Source organism: Pseudomonas sp. NY15354 (assembly GCF_048068075.1).
Lineage (GTDB): Bacteria > Pseudomonadota > Gammaproteobacteria > Pseudomonadales > Pseudomonadaceae > Aquipseudomonas > Aquipseudomonas guariconensis_C.
In genome coordinates this window covers 1-21,431 of record NZ_JBLUPV010000049.1, presented here as the reverse complement: position 1 = coordinate 21,431, position 21,431 = coordinate 1, and the positions used below count along the sequence as shown (strand labels likewise).

Here is a 21,431-nt window from a genome sequence, read left to right as displayed (position 1 = left end):
CTTTTCGCCTTTACGGCGACCTACTTTTTCTCTTGGGCAAAAGTAGGCAAAAACCCCTGGCTCCCACATCCGGCCCCGGCGCTGCGCGCCGGGATTCCCTCGTTGCGGTGTCTTGCGGGGCTTCGCGGCCTCCGGCTGGCTGCGCCAGCCTCCATCTCGCGACTTCGGCTCTCGCCGAAGGGCGCTACGCGCCTGCCCCTCCAGACACCTCCACTCGGCCTCCTGAGGTCGCGATTGGTGGTGCCTGGTCCATCGCGCATCAACGGCAACGGCAAACAAGCTAATTATTTGTTGTTTGTGCCGGCCCATTCGCGGGTAAACCCGCTCCCACAGGTACAGCGCCGCTCTCATGGGCAGCGGTGAACCTGTGCGGGTTTACCCGCGAATAGGCCCGTGCCGCAACACAAAAGCGTTGTTCCTGCCTGGCCGCTCCCGCGGCGTGGCAGACAACAGCGCAGGGCCTATGGAGTCGGGGCCTGTCAGCGATAGCGAGTCATCACCCGCGGCTCGCCTCCAGCGCCTGCGCCAGGTCCGCGATGATGTCGTCGCAGTGCTCGATCCCGATCGACAACCGCACCATGTCCCGTGGCACGCCAGCTTTCTCCAGCTCTTCATCATTGAGCTGGCGATGGGTGGTGGACGCGGGATGGCAGGCCAGTGACTTGGCATCGCCGATGTTCACCAAGCGCACCACCAACTGCAGCGCATCGATGAAGCGCGCCCCGGCTTCTTGCCCGCCCTTGATCCCGAACGAAAGAATCGACGCCGGTTTGCCGCCGGTGTAGCGGCGCGCCAGTGCGTGCTCCGGATGGTCTGGCAAGCCGGCGTACTTCACCCAGGCGACCTGTTCGTGCCCTTGCAGGTAGTGCGCGACCTTCAGGGCGTTTTCGGTGTGTCGCTCCATGCGCAGGGCCAGGGTCTCAAGCCCCTGCAGGATCAAGAACGCATTGAACGGCGACAGCGCCGCACCCGTGTTGCGCAGCGGCACCACGCGGCAGCGGCCGATGAAGGCGGCGGGGCCGAAGGCTTCGGTGTAGGTCACGCCGTGATAGGACGGGTCGGGGGTGTTGAGCAGGGCGAAGCGTGCTTTGTTGTCGGCCCAGGGGAATTTGCCGGAATCGATGACGATGCCACCGATGCTGGTGCCGTGGCCGCCGATGTACTTGGTCAGCGAGTGCACGACGATGTCGGCACCGTGCTCGAAGGGGCGGCACAGGATGGGCGTGGCGACGGTGTTGTCGACGATCAGCGGCACGCCGTGGCGGTGCGCGGCGTCGGCCAGGGCCTGGAGGTCGACGATGTTGCCGGCGGGGTTGCCGATGGACTCGCAGAACACCGCCTTGGTGCGTTCGTCGATCAGCGCTTCGAGGGCGGCGATGTCGTCGTGCGGCGCGAAGCGGGTCTGGATGCCCATGCGTGGCAGGGTGTGGGCCAGCAGGTTGTAGGTGCCGCCGTAGAGCTTGGCCACCGAGACGATGTTGTCGCCGGCCTCGGCGACGGTCTGGATGGCGTAGGTGATGGCGGCCATGCCCGAAGCCACGGCCAGCGCGCCGACGCCGCCTTCCAGCGCGGCCATGCGCTGCTCGAGGACGTCGTTGGTGGGGTTCATGATGCGCGAATAAATGTTGCCGGCGACTTTGAGGTCGAACAGGTCGGCCCCGTGCTGGGTGTCGTCGAAGGCGAACGAGGTGGTCTGGTAGATCGGGACGGCCACGGCCTTGGTGGTCGGGTCGGGGCTGAAGCCCGCGTGGATGGCCAGGGTTTCCAGCTTCATGTATCGATCCTTGAGTCGTGGTGGAAGCGTTTGAGCATGGAGGCTGGGGGGAGGGTGGTCAAGGTGAGCAAAGGCGGATGATCTGCTCGAAAAGTTGACGTGTATGAATACTCACCGTTGGTGCGTGCGCGGCGCTGCTGTACCTTGGCGGTCAATCAACGCAGCGACTTTTCAGGGCAGCAAGCAGATGGATCGGACGACGTTTCTCGCGCAACCGGATGTGAATGGCTTCATCGAGTGGCTCCAGGCAACGCTTGGGCATCTGCAGGTGCACCTGCGCTTGCGGCGCAGCAAGCAGGTGAGGGGTGGCCTGGATCTGCAAGTGGTGGGCCTGGAGCAGGTGCATGCGGCCTATCGGTGGGGTGCGGGGTGGCAGGACTACCAGACCGGGAAGTGGGTCGCTTCCACGGACTGGGTCAGCACCAAGGCCTCGCTCGATCTGCTGCGCAGCCGCTTGGCCAGCGCGCTGGCCTCGGGTTGTGACGATGCGACCTACAAGGCCTGCCGCGCGGTGTTGCAATGGGGCGGTGTCTGGGGAGCCGTACCGTTTCTTGGCGAATTGCGACGCAAGGGCAAACTGGTCGAGTACCTAAATGCGTGCCGGCCGTTGTTCAGCCTCGATACGGACCAAAAACTCTCGGACCTGAGCGAGCGCAGCATCCAGCGCTTCGACGCGGGGCTGACCAAGATCCATGCCCTGATCGACACGACCGGCTCGCCGATCTATGACAGCCGTGTCGGCGCGGCCATTGCCATGTTGTACGCACGCTACCGGGAAAATGCCCAAGGGCGCGCGCAACTGAAGTTCCCCAGCGGTGCCGCGCGGGGCAAGCAGATACGTGATCCGGGCGAACTTGGCTACGCGGCTGCGCCGCGGTTCTTCACCTCGAAGGTCACGGACCACATCTGGGCACGAAGCCAGGTCGAGCTAGGGTGGATCATCCAGGCGGTGCTCGCGCGCTTGCCTGGGATGTTTTCCGGCTCGTTGGCCGAGCGCAGCCACTGCTTCGAAGCGGCGCTGTTCATGATCGGTTATGACCTGCGTTGCCTGGTGCCGGATGCCGATGTGATTGCTGTGCCAGGCGATGCGGTCAAAGCGGGCAAGCGAACCAGAAGGCTTCGTGGAACTTGGGTGCAACCCAGCACGGTGTTTCCGCAGGTCTTCTGGGATTACCTCGAGTGCAGCCAGGGCGCCGGTTACAGCGTCGAACTGTCCGATTTCAGGCAGTGGCAGGTACAAGTCAAAGGGCGAGAGCCGAGCACTGCCCGGGATTACGCCACGGCGTTCAAGCACAGCGAACTCGACATTGTCAGATTCAGCCTCCCGCAAATCGAGGCCATTGCCAACGGCGGCGCAAAGGGCCTGGAAGTGCTCAGCGGTGGCATCCCCGAGTTCATCGCTGGCGATGAATACGAACAGGTGTATCTGGTGAATGTCTATCTGTCTGGTCGTGCGACGGAAATGGCGCGTGAACATTCGGTACCCGCTGCAGAGCTCATCCTCCGGGCAGGCTTCGCGGGTAAACAGAGCACGGCAAAGTTGATCCTCAGATTAGGTCGCACGTTGGGCGAGCACTTCGACCTGATCGCCAACGGACACCCGACCGAGTTGTTCGAGACGTTCTTCGGCCAGACCCTCACGGATCTCGACGATCAGCTGTTCAAAGCACTGGAGTGCATCGGCGTTACGGGGGCAGTAGCACAGGACCCGGAATACAGCCCCGCATTCGCCGCCCTGATCCACGAAGCCGCCGCCGGCGAGTTCATTGAACTCGAGGACGGCGATCTGGACGCCCTGATCGAGAGCTACCGGGAATAACTCAGCCGTTATCCGAGGTCACCACGGGCAACGGTGCAGGTTCGGCCAGCGCGTTGCCCGCTTCCCGGCGCTTGTTCGCCACCCCAAACGGCACATGCACCATCGGCAGATCCCCGGCCACCGACGTCAGGTGGCTGCGCTGGTCATCGAAGAACATGTGCGGCTTGAGAATCGATAGCACCCGGTCTTTTTCCATGCCGCCCAGGAAGAACGATTCGTCCGGAGACACGCCCCAATTCTTCAAGGTGGTCACCACCCGCTCGTGGGATGGCGCGTTGCGCGCGGTGACGATGGCGATGCGCAGGATGCGCTGGTAATCCGGACATTGGGCCAGTTTCTGGTCCTCCAGGGTGCGGATGTGCGAGAGCTTGCGGTAAAGGTCCGCCAGCGGGCCCGGCTGATGGGGGATGGCCTTTCGGTCGCGCTCGTGGGCCAGGAACTCATCGAGGTCGTGATGCTGCTTGTAGACGCTTTCGGCCTCGTCATCGGCGATCACGCCATCGAAGTCGAAAGCCACCCGCAGCTCGGTGTCGATTTCATCGTCGTAGATGCGCGTGGGCAGCACGAGGCCGGCGGGGTAGTCGGCATCGATGGCGCGCTGGACGTCTTCTTCGTGAGCGCTCAGAAACAGCGATGCATTGAAGGCGGGGATGTACTCATAGGGCGAACGGCCAGACATGAACGCTGCCCGGGTGATGTCCAGGCCGTAGTGGTCGATCGAGCGAAATACCCGCAGGCCGGTCTCGGGCGAGTTGCGTGAGAGCAGCACCACCTCCACCGGCAATTGCGCGGGGAAGGCTTTGTTGATGCTCAGAAAGCGCCGGATGAACGGGAAGGCGACGCCCTTGGGGAAGGGCTCGTCGAGGTTCTGCTCCTGGTGCTGACGGTACGCCTCGACCCCTTCGGTCTTGTAGATGTCGTCGGACACGGTCAGGTCGAACAGCGCGCTGGAGGCGACGCCGACGACAAGTTTCTGCTCGATGGGGTAGGGCATGCGGCCTCCTTGAAAAACGGTATCAAAGCCTTTTGGGCTGCAGAGCGGCGCCAACATCCTCAGGCCATCCTCACAGCGGCGCCACCCCTAGCAACAGGTGGACCTGACGCTGCAACTGTGCCACATGTTCCCGCTCGGCACGCAGCGCGCTGCGCAGTTCGCGGTTTTCCTGCTTTTGCATGCGGGCGGTGCGCTCCAGTTCGCGGTTGCTGCGCAAAAGCCGCCAGATCTCGCTGAGCCGGGCATGCTGCAGGCCAAGCATCAACACGATGAAAGCGGTGACGCCAAGCAGGACCAGATCAATGTTCTCCATGTTTCGCTTCCTTGAGAAGAGCAAGGGTGTGTATGCAGGTCGAACGATATGTCTAGTTTCACTACATGTCGATAATGGAGACTTGTACAGGTAAAGCAATTGCGCAGGTTCAAGGCCTGCTCGCAGGCCCGACTTCATAGGCTTGGCTCATCGAGTGGAGGCGATGTGATATCACCTGGGCCACGGTGCACCTGGGCTGGCGCACACCTGGTGGGGAGTGGATGCGAAAGACTGCAAGGCACATCGATATGTCCGTTTTGTTTACATGTTTTAGTCTCTTGATTGGCAACCGCCAAGACACGTAGTCTTTGGCGACACGTCATCCAACCAAACGCAGGCCAAGGACAGTCGATGAAACGCACGCAACGTATGGAGCAAACCCGTTGGGACCTGGCCCTGCGCTACCGATTGATCGAGACCGTGGTGTGGTGGGAAGGGCGCCTGACCACCAATCACTTGATCCAGAGCTTCGGCATCAGCCGCCAACAAGCCTCCAAGGACATCAACACCTACATCACCGACTACGCCTCGAAGAACCTGGTCTACGACAAGCAGCTCAAGGGCTACGTGCCGACCCGGCAGTTCAAGCCGCTGTTCATCGACGACAGCGCCAGTGCCTACCTCAACTTGCTCAACCAGAACAACGAACGCGCGCCGCATATCGAAGGCCTGGCATTGGCCTATGCCCATACCGAGGTGCTGAAAGTGCCCGATCGCTCGGTCAGGCCCGAGGTGCTGCGGCCGTTGCTCAAGGCTTGTCGAGAGAAGCGGCGGCTGGACATCGACTATGTGTCATTCAACAGCCCCGAGCTCGAGGGCCGCACCATCGCACCGCACACCTTGGTCTACACCGGCATGCGCTGGCACGTGCGGGCCTATTGCGAGAAGAACCGAGAATACCGGGATTTCGTGCTCAGCCGTTTTCGCGGCGAGCCGGAACTGCGCGATGACCAGACCGACAACGGCAGTGAGCAGGACGAGGAGTGGAACACCCGGATCGATGTGATCTTCAAGCCGGACGAGCGCCTGAATGCGGCGCAAAAGGCGATCATCGAGATGGATTTCGGCATGATCGACGGGCAATTGGTCATCCCCAGCCGCCAGGCCCTGGTGAAATACGTGGTACGACGCTTCCACGTGAACCCCAACGTGCACGATCCAAAGCCAGAGGCCCAGCAGTTGGTGCTGGCCAACCGGGACGCACTGCGCCCCTGGCTGCATTTTGACTGAACGGTGTTCAGCCCAATGACGCCACACTGTTGAGCAAGGTCTTCACCAATTGCGCCTGGCGTGTGGCGCCGGTCTTGGCGAACACCCCGCGCAGGTGCGCGCGCACGGTATTGCGCGACACGTGCAGCAAGTCCGCCGTTTCGTCCAGGGTCTGCCCATCCATCACCAGCATCGCCACCTCGGTTTCCATGGGCGTGAGCTGGAACAGGCTGCGCAACAGGTGCCGCGAAGCCTGGGGCGAGTCGGCCGGGTCGCGGATGAACAGCGCCACCGCCGGCCTGCGGGTGCCTTTGCCGGCCTGGTAGTTCAGGGGGATGGGCCGCAGCAACAAGTTGAGCGGCATTTGGCCGCTGGGCCGGGACAGGGTGAGCACTTCCAGCTCGTCCAACCCGCGCTGGCGCTGGCGCAGCACGGTCTGGACCGCCTGCTGCAAGGCGCGGTTCTCGTGGTTGAGGTAGGCGCAGAGCTTTTCTTGTCGGCACACCAGGCCATCGCCTTCATTGAACAAGCGCTGCGCCGCGCGGTTGCAGCGCAGCTTGCGGCCGTTCTCATCGAGGATCACCGTGCCGACCATCAAGCGGTCGATGGTCGCGGCATACAGCTGGCGCTCGGAGTCGAGCTGGTCCACGGCCGAGTGCAGGTCCACGGCCTGCTGCACGTGGGGCAGCAGCAGGCGTACCAGGGCGATTTCCTCGGTATCGAAGTCCGCCCCGGCATGCCCGCGGCTGGCGAACAGGGCGCAGTGCATGCCGGCGTTGGTCACCATGTTGGCCACCAGCACGTGGCGCAGGTCCAGCGGCTGCAGGTAGTTGCGGTAGAAATCATGGGCCAGCCACACCGCGCTGCCCATTACCTGGTCGGCCGTGGCGACTTGATCGGCAGGCCAGTCGAGGAAGGGGCAGATGGAATAGTAGTACTCGCTGTAGGACGGCTCGCCCGGCAGCAGTGGGCCATGGCTGGAGGCGTTGACGATCAGGCCGGGGCGTTCGTGCTCCGGGTTGCGCAGCACCAGGGTGATGAAACTGGCGTCCAGGCGCTGGCGTAGCTGTTCGAGAAAGCTGCCCCAGGGGGTGGACTCGAGGGGGCCTTGATAGACCTGGGCGAGCAAGGCGCTGAGCGCGTCGGTGGCGATGGGAGCCGGATGGTGAGCGATCATGCTGCGCCTCGCGGGTATCGGGAAGGGCAGTATTGATGGGGGAGTCGTCGGGTAAATCGTCTGTTTGGACTAACTGTCATGTACAGATACGGCCGCCAATCGCGAGCTCAGGAGGCCGGGTGGAGGCGCCTGGACCATCGCGTGGCAAAAAGCTGAATATTTGTAGGCAGTTCTGCCCTATTCGCGGGTAAACCCGCTCCCACAGGTTCTGCGGTGTTCTCGACAACACCGCTGTACCTGTGGGAACTGCGCCAGGGCTGGTGTTTGCACGGGCTGAAAAGTGAAGGAATACCGACCGAAGGCGATTCGAGCTTGTCCGGCACCTTAGAATCTCCCACAGGCTCAACCACAGGCCTCGAAGCACCGCCGTACCTCCCACAGGTTTGCGGTGTTCTCGACAACACCGCTGTGCCTGTGGGAGCGGGTTTACCCGCGAAGAAAGCTACGCAAATCCGGCCCTTCTGCGGGGGCTTCTTGCAGCGTGGTTTGCCTTGAGAGCCCAGGGCAGACAACGCAGCCCCAACCGTCAGCGCCTCCATCCAAGGAGAAGCTCGATGATCTATGCTCGTTCGTATGCCAGCAATTGGCTATTGCTCAGGTAAGCACCCTCCCATGGGCGCCCGTCGAGAATAACTAAAAAATGAAGATACCCACGTTAAAGCAGGAATGGCCAAACCTGGTGCTCTGGGCGTTTCTGCTGTCGCCCATTTTCATCCGGACCCTCGCCAACCCATACGCCAAGATCGACCTGCTGGCGCTCTACACCATTGCCATCTCGGTGCTGTGGCTGGCGGCGATCCGCTTCGCGTCATCCAACCAGTTCAAGCTTCACGTCGTACTCTTGCCGTTCTATCTGTTGGCCACCATCGACCTGTTCCTGACACTCAATTTCAATTCCCGGTTGACGGCGGCCTACCTGTTCATCGGGCTGACCAACTACAAAGAGGCCAATGACTTCCTGCTGACCTATTGGAAGTCCATCGCCTTCGTCCTTTTGGTATTCATGGCCTGTTACGGCCTGGGGTTGGCCGGCCTGTATCGACGCAAGCTGCCCAAGAACCGGTTGCTGTTCGCCCTGAGCCTGGGCGCCTTGCTGCTGGGGTACGGCGCGTACTTCTACAAGACCATCCAGCTCAACTCGCTGGGCAAAGGTGCCGTGCTGGACCTGGCCGCCAAGGACCAGAGCACGCCGGTGGGCTACCTGTCGCAGATCGGCCTGACCGCCTACCTGCATGCCGAAACCCTGCAGTACATCAAGCAGCGCCAGGACTCCGCGGTCAACATCACCCGCGTCGCGAACGATTCGAACATCGAAACCCTCGTCTTTGTGATCGGTGAGTCCTCACGGCCGCACAACTGGTCGCTCTACGGCTACGACAAACCGACCACGCCGAACCTGGACAAACGCCTGGGGCTGTTCAAATTCAACCGCATGTGCACCACCGCGCCCTATACCTCGTTCGCCGTGCCGTCGATGCTGAGCCTGTCGCCGATCTCCGACTGGGACCAGATCGCCTCGACCAAATCCCTGGTGGGCATCTACCGTGCGGCGGGCTACAAGACCCATTGGTTGTCCGTCCAGGAGGTCGACAGCTTTGGTGGGATCATTCCGCAGATCGCCGCCGAAGCGCACAGCCGGCAGTACTTCGAGCGCAGCTATGACGCCGCGTTGTTACCGGTGCACGAGCAAATCCTGCATTCGCCCCCAGCCAAGCGGGCGATCTTCATTCATATCAAGGGCAGCCATTTCGATTATGCGCGCCGGTATCCGGACAGCTTCAGGCAGTTCCAGCCCGCCACCGACAGCGCCAAGGACAGGATCACCGCCCATTACGACAACACTGTGCTCTACACCGACTGGCTCCTGCACACGCTGATGAACCAATTGGAAGCCAGCAATAAGCCGTCAGTGCTGGTCTACACCTCCGATCACGGCGAGAACCTCATGGACGATCATCGTGGGTTGTTGGGCCATGGCATCGGCAATGAATACGACCTGTCGGTCTCGGCCTTCGTCTGGGCCACCGACAACGTGTCGCGGCACCAGAGCGCCAAGCTGGAAAAACTGCGGCAACGCGAAGATCAACCGGTCAGCATTTCGTCCCTGCCGCATACGCTGCTGGGGCTCACCGGGGTGTACACCGACGGCTACAACAGTGCGGACGATATGCTCAGCGACGACTTCGTCGCCTCGAACTGCCCCTACTTGCTCGGCTCGGGTTTCGTGCCCTCGTTCGAGTTCGGCACCCGCTGAAACGTCAGGTGCGGACGCGGCGGCGTGGCGCCGCGCCCGCTTCGCTCAGAGGTTGAGCAAGGCTTCGACGATGCGCTCGGCGGCGGCTTCGGCCGATTCGCGCTGGGTGTCGATGTGCAGCTCCGGGTTCACCGGCGGCTCGTAGGGGGAGTCGATACCGGTGAAGTTCTTCAACTCACCACGCCGGGCCTTCTGGTACAGCCCTTTGGGGTCGCGTTGCTCGGCCAGGGCCAGCGGCGCGTCGATGAAGATCTCCAGGAAATTGCCATCCCCGGCAAGGCTGCGGGCCATGTCGCGCTCGGCGCGGAACGGCGAGATGAACGAGACCAGGGTGATCAACCCGGCATCGAGCATCAGCTTGGCCACCTCGGCCACGCGGCGGATGTTCTCCACCCGGTCCGCCTCGGTGAAGCCCAGGTCGCGGTTGAGGCCGTGGCGCACGTTGTCGCCGTCGAGCAGGTAGGTGTGCCGGCCCAGGGCGTGCAGCTTGCGCTCCACCAGGTTGGCGATGGTCGACTTGCCTGCCCCCGACAACCCGGTGAACCACAGCACCCGCGGGCTCTGGCCCTTGAGCGCGGCGTGGGCCTCGCGGTTGACGTCGATGGCTTGCCAATGCACGTTCTGCGCGCGGCGCAGGGCGAAGTGCAGCATGCCGGCGCCCACTGTGCGGTTGCTCAGGCGGTCGATGACGATGAAGCCGCCGGTGTCACGGTTGTCAGCGTAGGCATCGAACGGGATCGGCCGGTCCAGGTGCAGGTTGCACACGCCGATGCCGTTGAGCTCCAGGGTCTTGGCGGCGAGTTGCTCGAGGCTGTTCACGTCCACGCGGTGCTTGAGGTTGGCGCAGCTCATGCCCACGGTGCGGCAGCCGATCTTCATCAGGTAGGGGCGCCCGGGCAGCAGGGCGTCCTCGTCCATCCACACCAGGGTGGCCTCGAACTGGTCGGCCACCGCGGGCGGGGCGTCGGCCAGGGCGATCAGGTCACCGCGGCTGATGTCGATCTCGTCCTTGAGCACCAGGGTCACGGCCTGGCCGCACTCGGCGCGTTGCTGCGGGCCGCTGGCGCCAAGGATTTCGCTGACCTCGCTCTGCTGGCCTGAAGGCAGCACGCGGATGCGCTCGCCGACGCTCACGCTGCCGGCGGCGACGTTGCCGCAGAAGCCGCGAAAATCAAGGTTCGGCCGGTTGACCCACTGCACCGGCAGGCGGAACGGCGCTTCGCTGGCGCGGGCCTGCTCCAGTGGCACGTCCTCCAGGTACGCCAGGAGGCTGGGCCCTGTGTACCACGGGGTGTTCGGGCTGGGGGTGAGCATGTTGTCGCCGCGCAGCGCCGACAGCGGGATGCACTGGATGTCATCCAGGCCGATCTGCGCGGCGAAGGCGCGGTAGTCGGCCTCGATGCGATCGAAGACGGCCTGGGAGTAATCCATCAGGTCGAGCTTGTTGATCGCCAGCACCACCTTGCGAATGCCCAGTAGCGACACCAGGTAGCTGTGGCGGCGGGTCTGGGTCAGCAGGCCCTGGCGGGCATCCACCAGGATCACCGCCAGGTCCGCGGTGGAGGCGCCGGTGACCATGTTGCGGGTGTATTGCTCATGGCCCGGGGTGTCGGCGACGATGAACTTGCGCTTGTCGGTGGCAAAGAAGCGGTACGCCACATCGATGGTGATGCCTTGCTCACGCTCGGCGGCCAGGCCGTCCACCAGCAAGGCGAAGTCCAGCTCATCGCCTTGGGTGCCGAGCTTTTTCGAGTCGGCTTCGAGCTGGCCGAGTTGGTCTTCGAACAGCACCTTGGATTCGTACAGCAGGCGCCCGATCAGGGTGCTCTTGCCGTCGTCGACACTGCCACAGGTGATGAAGCGCAGCAGTTGCTTGTGCTGTTGCGCCTGCAGGTAGGGGGTGAGTTCGTCGTGCTGGGCGTGGGTGATGGCGTTCATCAGAAGTACCCCTCTTGTTTTTTCTTCTCCATGGAACCGGCCGAGTCGCTGTCGATCAGGCGGCCCTGGCGTTCCGAGGTGCGGCTGACCAGCATCTCGCTGATGATCGCCGGCAGGTCGTCGGCGTCGCTGTCGATGGCGCCGGTGAGCGGGTAGCAGCCCAGGGTGCGGAAGCGCACCTTGCGCATTTCGGGGGTTTCGCCGTCACGCAGCGGCAGGCGGTGGTCGTCGACCATGATCAGGGTGCCGTCGCGCTCCACCACCGGGCGTTCCTTGGCGAAGTACAGCGGCACGATGGGAATCTGCTCCAGGTAGATGTATTGCCAGATGTCCAGCTCGGTCCAGTTCGACAGCGGGAACACCCGCAGGCTCTCGCCTTTGCGCTTGCGCGTGTTGTACAGGCGCCAGAGTTCCGGGCGCTGCTGCTTGGGGTCCCAGCGGTGCTGCTCGGAGCGCAGGGAGAACACCCGCTCCTTGGCCCGGGACTTTTCCTCGTCGCGCCGCGCGCCGCCAAAGGCTGCGTCGAAGCCGTACTTGTCCAGGGCCTGCTTCAGGCCTTGGGTCTTCCACACGTCGGTGTGCAGCGCCGAGCCATGGGTGAAAGGGTCGATGGCCTTTTCCACGCCTTCGGGGTTGATGTGCACCAGCAGCTCAAGGCCCAGGCGCTTGGCGGTCTGGTCGCGAAAATCGATCATCTCGCGAAACTTCCAGGTGGTGTCCACGTGCAGCAGGGGGAAGGGCGGTTTGCCCGGGGCGAAGGCCTTCATGGCCAGGTGCAGCATCACCGCGCTGTCCTTGCCGATGGAATAGAGCATCACCGGGTTTTCACACTCGGCCACCACTTCGCGGATGATCTGGATGCTCTCGGCTTCCAGCCATTGCAGATGAGTCAACATTGGATACCTCCTCGTGATCGTCCGGGCTCGGGCCCGGTTGACGCCAAGGTAGGCAATGCGCCCCCGGTGCCTCTTCGTCTGCTCGGACGAAGTGCGCCGAGGGCGTGAAAATCACCTCGCCGCGGCGTGCAGCGACTCGGCGCGGGCCTTCACCGCCAAGGCCACGGCGTCGAAGCCCTGCTTGACCCAGGGGCCGTGGTTGGCCATGACCGTGTCGGCGGTCGGGCCCAGGAACTGGTCGGTGGTGTGGTAGCGGCAGCTCTCTGGGCCGGTGCGTTCGATCAGTTGTTCACGGCGGGCGGCGTCGGGGTTGTTGGCGCTGGCGTGCATCTCCCAGGCCAGCAGGCGGTGCGGCTCGAAGTCGGCCAGGTGCTCGATCACGTGCAGCAGCTCACCGGGCTGGGCGGGGTTGGGCAGGTACAGGTTGACCGGCTCGCCCAGGCGCAAGGTGGACTCGACCTTGACCGTATAGGGGTTCCACTGGGGGTAGCGGGGCAGGTCGATAAGGATCGACCAGACCAGTTCGGCGGGGGCGGCGATGTCCACGGTGACGGAGCGAACCAGGTTTTTTTCCGTTGTCATCAAGGTGTCCTCGTTGGGTGGCCCCACACCCGGAGGGGGCGCGGGAGAGCCGGGTGGCCCAACGGGGGATCGTCGCCAGTTGCGATGAGGCGCTCCTCGTCCGTTTGGATGAGATCGCAGCGCGTCATGTCGACAGGGCCGAAGTAATCCTACTGGTGGCTAGGCATTGTTCCGTATGAAAGGCGGCAAAATCAGCCTGCTGTGGTGCAGTGCGCGTGCAGAACTCTGATCGAAAGTTAGGAACAATCCCACGCCACTGAACGCTGAACAAGGAATCATGGACATGCTACCCAACGGCAATACACCCTCAGCCTGGAGCAGGCCGCGCGAGCAATCGTTGTTTTCGTCGCCTCCCGCGACGCAGGCGAATGCAGCGGGGGAATCGAGGCCGAGGGCGGCGACTTCGCCGAGGTTACCGTCACAGGACTTTCCTGGCATGGCGACAGCGAAAGATGTGGAAAAAGCCAGAATGGCGTCGGCGTGGCAGGCCAGGAAGGAGCGTTTCGGCCATGGCGCCGGCCTCATCGTCAACGGTGAGCCAGGTGAAAAACTCAAACGGGTGTTGCGCGCACAAGGCGCTAAGAGCACCCATGAAATCGAGGCCGTAGGGCGCGACAAGGACACCGGGCTGTATGTGTACATCCAGAACGCTGGGATGAAGGGTGGGATGTATCACGTCGTGGGCAAGCACCTGGATGACTTCCATAAAGTCGGTGCCTACAGCAACGAGCAGATCAGGGCGTTGGTGATCAATGCAGTGACAACGGGCAGGCACGTTGCCACGCAAGGGCGCAACCGTCCGGTCTACGAGGTCCAGTACTGTGGATTGGTGCGGGTTGCCGTCAGTGTCTCTGCCAATGGGTATGTCATCGGCGCGAACATCTCGCAGCCTGACGACACGACACGCGCACCGGAGGCTCGGTGGAATCCGCTGTAGGAGAAACAGGCGCCCGGAGAGAAGGGGGCAAACCACAAGGCTGTTAGATCGCTGAGCTTTCACTGCATGTGGGGGGGCTTAGGATGCTGAAAAGGGGCGGGTTATCTCGTTATGACTGAAGGAGCAAGTCTTGAACATTTCCCTATTCAGCAACACACCCACCGTCACAGTGTTGGACAATCGCGGCTTGCCTGTACGCAATGTCGTCTACCACCGCCATCCCGACACCCCGCAAGTGACGGACACGCGCATCACCTACCATCGCCACGATGCCCGTGGCTTTCTGGCCCAGAGCACCGACCCGCGCTTGCACGAGGCCGGGTTGGCCAACTTCACCTACCTGACGAGCCTCGCCGGCGAGGTCTTGCGCACGCAAAGCGTCGATGCCGGCACATCACTGGCCCTGAGCGATGTCGCCGGTAGGCCGTGCCTGACCCTGCACAACGTCAGCCCCGACAAGGACGACCCGCCCGTGACCCGCACCTGGCAGTACGAGGACGCCTCGCTGCCGGGCCGCCCGATCAGCGTGACGGAGCAGGTGGCCGGTGCGCCGGCGCGTATCATCGAACGCTTGGTCTGGGCGGGCCCCACGCCAGAAGCCCAGGCGCAAAACCTGGTTGGCCGGTGCATTCGCCACTACGACACCGCCGGGCGGGTGAGGACCGAGCGCATGGCCTTGACCGGCGTGCCGCTCTCGGTGACCCGACAACTGCTCAAGGACGCCGAAAACCCCGACACCGTCGCCGATTGGCAGGGCGAAGACGACGCCGGGCTGGAGCCTGTCGCCCACACCACCCTGACCACCACCGATGCCACCGGGGCAGTGCTGAGCACCCAGGATGCCGCAGGTCACCGGCAACGGCTGGCCTACGACGTGGCCGGCCAGCTCGCCAGCAGCTGGCTGATGCTCAAGGGCGGCGCCGAGCAGGTGATCGTCAAATCCCTCAGTTACTCGGCTGCCGGCCAGAAGCTGCGCGAGGAACACGGCAACGGGGTGGTGACGACCTACACCTACGAGCCCGACACCCAGCGGCTATCCGCCATCAAGACCGAGCGTCGGACAGGCACCGCCAAAGTGCTGCAGGACCTGCGCTACGCCTACGACCCGGTGGGCAATGTACTGAGCGTGCGCAACGACGCCGAAGCCACGCGCTTCTGGCGCAACCAGAAGGTGTTGCCCGAAAACACCTACACCTACGACAGCCTCTATCAACTGGTCAGCGCCACCGGGCGGGAGATGGCCGATCCCGGTACCACGATCCGCTACACCCGCACCTATACCTACGACACGGCGGGCAACCTGAGCCAGATCCGTCACAACGCACCGGCCACCGGCAACAGCCATACCACCGACATCACGGTCAGCGATCGCAGCAACCGCGCGGTGCTGAGCACGCTGGCGAAAAGTCCGACCGAAGTGGAGGCGCTGTTCCGCGCAGGCGGTCAGCAGCGTCTGCTGCTGCCGGGTCAACCCCTGGCCTGGACGCCGCGCGGGGAACTGCAACAGGTCACGCCTGTGAAGCGCGAAAGCGGCCAGGACGACCACGAAAGCTACCGCTACGACAGCGACCGCCAACGGGTGCTGAAAACCTGGGCCCGGCAGGCCGCCGGCACCACGCAGATCCAGCAGGTCACCTACCTGCCCGGGCTCGAGCTGCGCACCACGCACCAGGCCGAAAAGCTCAGCGAAAACTTGCAGGTCATCACCGTGGGCGAGGCCGGTCGCGCCCAGGTGCGGGTGCTGCACTGGATCGCCGGCAAGCCCGCCGACCTCGCCAACGACCAGGTGCGCTACAGCTACGACAACCTGCTGGGCAGCAGTGCGCTCGAAGTGGACGGCGCAGGCAGCCTGATCAGCCAGGAAGAGTACTACCCCTACGGCGGTACGGCGGTCTGGACTCACCGCAACGCGGTGGAGGCGAGCTACAAGACGGTTCGCTATTCGGGCAAGGAGCGGGATGCGACGGGGCTGTACTACTACGGGTACCGCTACTATCAGCCATGGGTAGGCCGATGGCTGAGCCCGGACCCGGCCGGGACCGTGGATGGGCTCAATACCTTTTCGATGGTGCGGAACAACCCTGTGACGCGGGTCGACGACCAGGGCCTGATGGAAACCAACCCCAACGCCTGGGGTGCTGGCCGTGCGTCGGCCTGGGCGCGCGGGCGCCCCTCGGCAGGGGCACCGGCCACCACAGGGAATGCGGCCCCGCCCGCCAGGAGCGCGTGGGGTGGAGCACCCCGGCCACAGGTCCTGAACAGCCCAGCCATCCCCGGCACTGCGGCTGCGCCTCAGCCGCAAACCCTGGCACCTGTCGACGTGGCAGGCATGGCGACGCAAAAGCAGATCGCCGATGTGATGAAAGAGTCGAAATGGGCGGCCAGGAAAGGCCAGTTGAAGGAGGCGGTCGGCCTGATCAGCAACCGGGAGCCAGGCGATAAGGTCAAACGCGTGCTGACCGCCCAGGGTGCCAGTTCAACACGGGATATCGAGGCCGTCGGCGTGGACCGGAGCACCGGGCTGTATGTCTACATCCAGAACGTGGGCATGAAGGGCGGGATGTATCACGTGATAGGCCGTCACGTCGAAGAGTTTCACAGGGTTGGGGCCAACAGCAACGAGCAGATCCGGGAACTGGTGATCAACGCCGTGACGAAAGGCGAACACATCGGTACGCAAGGCACCAATCGTCCTGTTTACTCGGTGCTCTATGACGACCAGCAAACCCGGGTGAATGTCGCGGTCAGCGTATCGGTTTCCGGTTATGTGATCGGCGCCAACATCTCCGAGCCGGGAGCCCGCTTGAGACCCGTCGGGCCGAGGTGGAACGCGCCGAAGACACGATAGTGCTCCAGGTGGCCTCCAGGGCTTTTAGTCCGCTCGGACGTAGTACCCCGAGGGTCGCAATTCCTATGGTCTCCCAACCGGCGGCATCCCGCCCCCAAGGAGACCATCATGGCCAACGACCCGATCGAGCAGCAGGTGTGCAGCGGTGAAACCTGGAACCGTTTCTGCGAACAGCTAAGGCGCAGCGGCGAGCAGATCCTGCGCGCCGAGGCGCCGGCCGATGCACAGACCCGCGCCGAGGGCTTTCGCTACCTTACGCGCCTGCTGCGCATCGCCCTGGAAATGCACCTGGAGTTCGCCGACCCGGACTTCCCAGGCTTCATCACCCCCTCCCACGAAACCGCCAAGATCGGCGCCGACAACCCCGACAACCTGTACCGCTATGCCCGGCTCAATGGTGCCCAGCGCTACCGGGTCAGCGGCCATCGTGGCAGCGTCGCTTACCTAAGCTTCGGCACGCAGAAAGGTGGTTACGAGACCGACGGCAAGATGATCCAGACCGGCTTCATCGACGCCGGCCAGCTTGAGCTCGATGCCCAGGGCAACTTCGAGATCATCCTCAGCCAATACCCGCAAGCCTCCGGCAACTGGCTGCGCCTGGAACCTGAGAGCAACGCGCTGATCGTGCGCCAGACCTTTCTCGACCGCGCCACCGAGCAGCCGGCGCAACTGCACATCGAGCGCCTGGACGCCGATCAGGTGCCCGCGCCGCTGGACCCTGCCTTCCTGCAGCAAGGCCTGCAACGCGCGGCCTCGTTCGTGGAGAACACCGCACGGCTGTTCGCCGACTGGGCCCAGGGCTACCAGGCCCACACCAATGAGCTGCCGCCGGCCGACCAGGCGCTGTGTCAGTCGGTGGGGGCGACCCGAACATCTTCTACTACCACAGCTACTGGGCGTTGGCCGACGACGAGGCGCTGCTGATCGAGGTCGACCAGGTGCCGGCGTGCGACTTCTGGAACCTGCAGATCAACAACTACTGGATGGAGTCGCTGGACTACCGCTACCACCGCATCTGCCTGAACAAGCACTCGGCCCAGCTGGACGACAACGGTGGCCTGCGCATGGTGCTCAGCGCCCGTGACCCGGGCTTTGCCAACTGGCTGCAGACCGCCGGCCACCCCCACGGCACCCTGTGCCTGCGCTGGGTCGGCGCGAAAACCCCCGTCCACCCCAACACCCGCGTCGTGAAGCTGCATGAGCTTGAGGAGCTTGCCTGATGATCAACAGTGAATTCGCCCCTGATCGCTTGCTGGCCGACGCCAGCGCCCGTACCGGCGGGCTGCAGGACTTCGGCCCGGGCAACTACCGAGAGGCCCTGGCGGTACTGGCCGAGGCGCTGGAACAGGAGGCCCAGTTGTCGCCCGCCGGTCGCGGCATGCTGCGCGAAAAGCTCGTGGCGCAACTGGCCAACCGCCTGGTGGTCGAGGACCACTGCAAGCGCTTCCCTGAAATCCTGGCGCAACCTATCGACGACCCGCTGGTGATCGTCGGCCTGCCGCGCACCGGCACCACCTTGCTGCAACGCACCCTGGCGGTCGATCCGCAATTCAGCAAAGCCCAGTGGTGGGAGACGCGCTACCCGGCGCCGCTGCCCGGCGAAGACCCGGCCCAGCCTGAGGCCCGCATCCAGCGTGCCCGTGCCGAGGTCGCGGCGATGGTCGAGCACCTGCCGCAGCTGTTGGCTATCCACCCGCTGGACGCCGAGCAGGCCGACGAAGAGTTCATGCTGATGGAGCACAGCTTCCTGTGTGCCATGGATTCTTACGTCAACGTGCCCAGCTACACCGCCTGGCTCGACCGCCAGGACCAGACCGAGGTGTACCAGTACCTCAAGCGTTGCCTGCAGTTCTTGCAATGGCAACAGGGGCTGCGCGGTATCGCACCGGGCAAGCGCTGGCTGCTCAAGAGCCCGCAGCACCTGCACACCTTGGAATGCCTGATCCAGGTCTTCCCCGGCGCGCAGGTGATCCTCACCCACCGCGAGCCCGCCAGCACCATCCCGTCACTGGCGAGTTTCATCCATACCCTGTGGCAGCTGTACAGCGACCAGGCCGATGCCGAGGCCGTCGGCGAGCAATGGAACCGCCGCATGGCCCGGGCCCTGCGCCATGCCATGGACGTGCGCGAGCACTTGCCCGCAGGGCGTGTGCTGGATGTGCATTTCGAGGACACCCTTGGCCAGCCGTTGGCGGTGGTCGAGCGCATCTATCAGTTCGCTGGCCTGCACTTGAGCGATGGGGTGCGCGAATCCATCGTGCGCTGGCTGGCCGACAACGGCCGCGAGAAGCGCGCCAGCCACCAGTACACTGCCGAGCGTTTTGGCCTGACCGAGGCCATCCTGCAGCGCGACTACGCCGAATACCGCAACCGCCACCTGCGCGCCCGCGCCTGATATCCCACAACAACAAGAAGAGGAATACACCATGCTATTGAAGGACAAGGTCGTGATGATCTCCGGCATTGGCCCGGGCCTTGGCATCAAGCTGGCCCTGGAGGCGGCGCGCGAAGGTGCCCGCGCCCTGGCCATCGGTGCCCGCAGCGCCGAACGGCTGGAAGACGCCCGCGCCCGCATTCTCGCCCTGGGCCACGATTGCGAGGTGCTGTGTGTGCCCACCGACATCACCCAACCCGAGGCCTGTACGCAGTTCGCCGAGGCCACCCTGCGCGCCTTCGGGCGCATCGATGCCCTGGTCAACAGCGCGTTCTCCCATGGTGGTTTCCAGGCCGTGGACGAGGCCGACAACGCGCCGCTGCGCGAGGCCCTGGAGGTCAACCTGCTGGGCTCGCTGAACATGTCCCGGGCGGTGTTGCCGGCCATGCGCGAGCAGGGCGAGGGGGCCATCGTGATGATCAATACGCTCGGTGTGCGCAAGCCTTACCAAGGGGGAGCGGCCTACTCGGCGTCCAAGGCGGCACTGGCCGCCAGCGTGCGCTATCTGGCCAGCGAGCAGGCCGTGCATGGCATTCGCGTCAACGCTCTGGCTTGCGGCTGGATGTGGGGCGAACCGGTGCAGGCAGTGGTGCGCCAGAGTGCCGAGGCACGGGGCATCAGCGAGGCCCAGGCCAAGGCTGAGTTCAGCGCAGGCATCCCCGGTGGGCGCATGCGCACCGATGAGGAGTGCGCCCGCGCGGCGTTGTTCCTGGCGTCCGACTATGCCAGCGCGATCAACGGCGCGCAGCTCGACGCCAATGGCGGCGAAGTGATGTATTGAGGAGGCGGACATGATCGATCATTGCGCTTTCAACGGCGATGCTGATGGCCTGTGCGCCCTGCAGCAGCTGCGTCTGGCGGGCGAGCTCGACCCAGGCGTGCGCTTGGTCAGTGGGGTCAAGCGCGACATCGCGCTGCTGGGCCGGGTCAAGGCCCGGCCGGGGGAACGGGTGACGGTGCTGGACATCGCCCACGAGCAGAACCGCGAAGAGGTCCAGCGCTTGCTGGCCGACGGTGTCCAGGTGCGTTACTTCGACCATCACTTTCCCGGTGAGTTGCCCCAGCACCCGGCCTTCGACGCACACATCGACACGGCGGCGCACGTGTGCACCAGCTTGCTGGTCGACACCTGGCTGCAGGGCAAGGCCCATCGCTGGGCGGTGGTGGCGGCGTTTGGCGATGGCATGGCCGGGCCTGCACGGGCCTTGGCGCAGCGCCACGGCCTGGGCGAGCCTGAGTTGACGACGCTGGCGGAGCTGGGCCAGTTGCTCAATTACAACGCTTATGGTGACAGTGTCGCTGACCTGCACTTCGACCCGCTGGCCTTGGCCGCCGAGCTGCTGCCCTATGCCGACCCGCTGGATTTCGTGCAGCACAGCGAAAGCTTTGCCGTGCTGCGCGCAGGCTACGCCGCCGACATGGCCGCTGCCGCAGGTCTGTCGCCGTGGCGCGAAGGGCAGGGCATGCGCCTGTTCCGCTTGCCGGAGCAGGCCTGGGCGCGGCGGGTCAGCGGTGTGCTGGCCAATGACCTGGCCGCCGCCGAACCGGGGCGTGCCTTGGGGCTGCTCAGCGCCAAGCCCGATGGCGACTGGATGTTCAGCCTGCGCGTGCCGGACGGCGCGCTCTGGCCCGCCGACGCCTTCTGCCGCCAGTTCCCCAGCGGTGGTGGCCGGGTGCGTGCCGCAGGCATCAACCGTCTGAACACCGCACAACTGCCAGCACTCGCCGAGCGCCTGGCCGCCTGCTACCCCGGCTGATCCCCCTCCCAAGGGCCGCCTCGCGGCCCATCGCAGGCTTCTCCAGCGCCTACAACCGCCATCCACCGCGCAGCCTTCTTCGCGGGTGAACCCGCTCCCACAGATTCTCCTGAGACCTTGAAACTATCGCTGAGCCCGTTCCTACAGATACGGCGGTGCTCCAGGGCTTGTCGGTGAGCCTGTGGGTTTACCCGCGAAGAAGGCATCACAGAACAAGGCCAAGCGTCGACCTGACAATCGGCGCAAACACGTATAGGCGCTGGCGAAGCTTGCGAGGGGGGCAACGCAGCCCCCATCCGCCACATCCTGGGGCCGCTGCACGGCCCTTTCGCGGGGGCCGGGCGCCCCCGCGCCCCCCCCCCGCCCCCCCCCCCCCACCCCCCACCCCCGCCCCCCCCCGTTGGGCGCTTTTTGGGGGGGCGCGCCGGTCGCCCGCGAAAGGGCTGCGCAGCAGCCCCGTGGGATTTCAGGTCGACAGCACGCCTCGGGCGCGGGAGAG

17 protein-coding genes are annotated in these 21,431 nt (G+C 64.4%); 10 read left to right on the top strand and 7 right to left on the bottom strand.

What is annotated here, in order from left to right:
* Positions 1–496: 496 nt before the first annotated feature.
* Positions 497–1,774, bottom strand: coding sequence for a bifunctional O-acetylhomoserine aminocarboxypropyltransferase/cysteine synthase (locus tag ACNFCH_RS25215; protein ID WP_337160385.1), 1,278 nt, complete (start codon positions 1,772–1,774; stop codon positions 497–499).
* A 187-nt stretch (positions 1,775–1,961) separates the two neighbouring features.
* Here ACNFCH_RS25215 and ACNFCH_RS25210 point away from each other — a divergent pair, with 187 nt between their 5' ends.
* Positions 1,962–3,593 carry a hypothetical protein gene (locus tag ACNFCH_RS25210; RefSeq protein WP_337160384.1) on the top strand — a complete coding sequence of 544 codons (1,632 nt, stop codon included), beginning with the start codon at positions 1,962–1,964 and terminating at the stop codon, positions 3,591–3,593.
* 1 nt (position 3,594) lies between these two features.
* On the opposite strand, the gene ACNFCH_RS25205 is transcribed toward ACNFCH_RS25210, so the two are convergent.
* Both ACNFCH_RS25205 and ACNFCH_RS25200 read right to left on the bottom strand, forming a co-directional pair.
* On the bottom strand, positions 3,595–4,587 hold the full coding sequence (locus tag ACNFCH_RS25205) for a 5'-nucleotidase (protein WP_196163487.1): 993 nt from the start codon (positions 4,585–4,587) through the stop codon (positions 3,595–3,597).
* Positions 4,588–4,657: 70 nt separating this feature from the next.
* Entirely contained in the window at positions 4,658–4,900 is a 243-nt protein-coding gene (locus ACNFCH_RS25200; RefSeq protein WP_070094445.1) for a hypothetical protein, read from the bottom strand.
* A 351-nt stretch (positions 4,901–5,251) separates the two neighbouring features.
* Between ACNFCH_RS25200 and ACNFCH_RS25195 the strand changes: the two genes are divergently transcribed.
* Positions 5,252–6,130, top strand: a complete 879-nt coding sequence (locus tag ACNFCH_RS25195; protein ID WP_337160383.1) for a helix-turn-helix transcriptional regulator — start codon at positions 5,252–5,254, stop codon at positions 6,128–6,130.
* Between the two features lie 7 nt (positions 6,131–6,137).
* On the opposite strand, the gene ACNFCH_RS25190 is transcribed toward ACNFCH_RS25195, so the two are convergent.
* Positions 6,138–7,286: a helix-turn-helix transcriptional regulator gene (locus ACNFCH_RS25190; RefSeq protein WP_337160382.1), complete on the bottom strand. Its 1,149-nt coding sequence runs from the start codon at positions 7,284–7,286 to the stop codon at positions 6,138–6,140.
* Between the two features lie 640 nt (positions 7,287–7,926).
* Between ACNFCH_RS25190 and ACNFCH_RS25185 the strand changes: the two genes are divergently transcribed.
* Positions 7,927–9,540, top strand: a complete 1,614-nt coding sequence (locus ACNFCH_RS25185; protein WP_337160381.1) for a phosphoethanolamine transferase — start codon at positions 7,927–7,929, stop codon at positions 9,538–9,540.
* Between the two features lie 45 nt (positions 9,541–9,585).
* On the opposite strand, the gene cysN is transcribed toward ACNFCH_RS25185, so the two are convergent.
* The 3 genes from cysN to ACNFCH_RS25170 form a co-directional block, all read right to left on the bottom strand.
* Positions 9,586–11,478 carry a sulfate adenylyltransferase subunit CysN gene (gene cysN, locus ACNFCH_RS25180; protein ID WP_337160380.1) on the bottom strand — a complete coding sequence of 631 codons (1,893 nt, stop codon included), beginning with the start codon at positions 11,476–11,478 and terminating at the stop codon, positions 9,586–9,588.
* Positions 11,478–12,392: a sulfate adenylyltransferase subunit CysD gene (gene cysD, locus ACNFCH_RS25175; protein WP_337160386.1), complete on the bottom strand. Its 915-nt coding sequence runs from the start codon at positions 12,390–12,392 to the stop codon at positions 11,478–11,480. The genes cysN and cysD overlap by 1 nt, the downstream gene beginning before the upstream one ends.
* A gap of 93 nt (positions 12,393–12,485) precedes the next feature.
* Entirely contained in the window at positions 12,486–12,956 is a 471-nt protein-coding gene (locus ACNFCH_RS25170) for an SRPBCC domain-containing protein (RefSeq protein ID WP_337160379.1), read from the bottom strand.
* Positions 12,957–13,392: 436 nt separating this feature from the next.
* On the opposite strand from ACNFCH_RS25170, the gene ACNFCH_RS25165 reads away from it, so the two are divergent.
* The 7 genes from ACNFCH_RS25165 (at position 13,393) to ACNFCH_RS25135 (ending at position 20,932) form a co-directional block, all read left to right on the top strand.
* Entirely contained in the window at positions 13,393–13,893 is a 501-nt protein-coding gene (locus tag ACNFCH_RS25165; RefSeq protein ID WP_337160378.1) for a hypothetical protein, read from the top strand.
* Positions 13,894–14,023: 130 nt separating this feature from the next.
* Positions 14,024–16,741, top strand: coding sequence for an RHS repeat-associated core domain-containing protein (locus ACNFCH_RS25160; protein WP_416744379.1), 2,718 nt, complete (start codon positions 14,024–14,026; stop codon positions 16,739–16,741).
* 108 nt (positions 16,742–16,849) lie between these two features.
* A complete protein-coding gene (locus tag ACNFCH_RS25155; RefSeq protein WP_416744377.1) occupies positions 16,850–17,665 on the top strand; it encodes a hypothetical protein in 816 nt (271 codons plus the stop codon).
* Positions 17,587–17,961, top strand: coding sequence for a hypothetical protein (locus tag ACNFCH_RS25150; RefSeq protein WP_416744375.1), 375 nt, complete (start codon positions 17,587–17,589; stop codon positions 17,959–17,961). The genes ACNFCH_RS25155 and ACNFCH_RS25150 overlap by 79 nt, the downstream gene beginning before the upstream one ends.
* Positions 17,961–19,136, top strand: a complete 1,176-nt coding sequence (locus ACNFCH_RS25145) for a sulfotransferase family protein (RefSeq protein ID WP_416744373.1) — start codon at positions 17,961–17,963, stop codon at positions 19,134–19,136. The genes ACNFCH_RS25150 and ACNFCH_RS25145 overlap by 1 nt, the downstream gene beginning before the upstream one ends.
* Positions 19,137–19,167: 31 nt before the next feature.
* Positions 19,168–19,956 (top strand): SDR family oxidoreductase, encoded by a 789-nt coding sequence (locus tag ACNFCH_RS25140; protein ID WP_416744371.1) that lies wholly within the window; start codon positions 19,168–19,170, stop codon positions 19,954–19,956.
* Positions 19,957–19,966: 10 nt separating this feature from the next.
* A complete protein-coding gene (locus ACNFCH_RS25135) occupies positions 19,967–20,932 on the top strand; it encodes an acetyltransferase (protein WP_416744369.1) in 966 nt (321 codons plus the stop codon).
* Positions 20,933–21,431 lie beyond the last annotated feature (499 nt).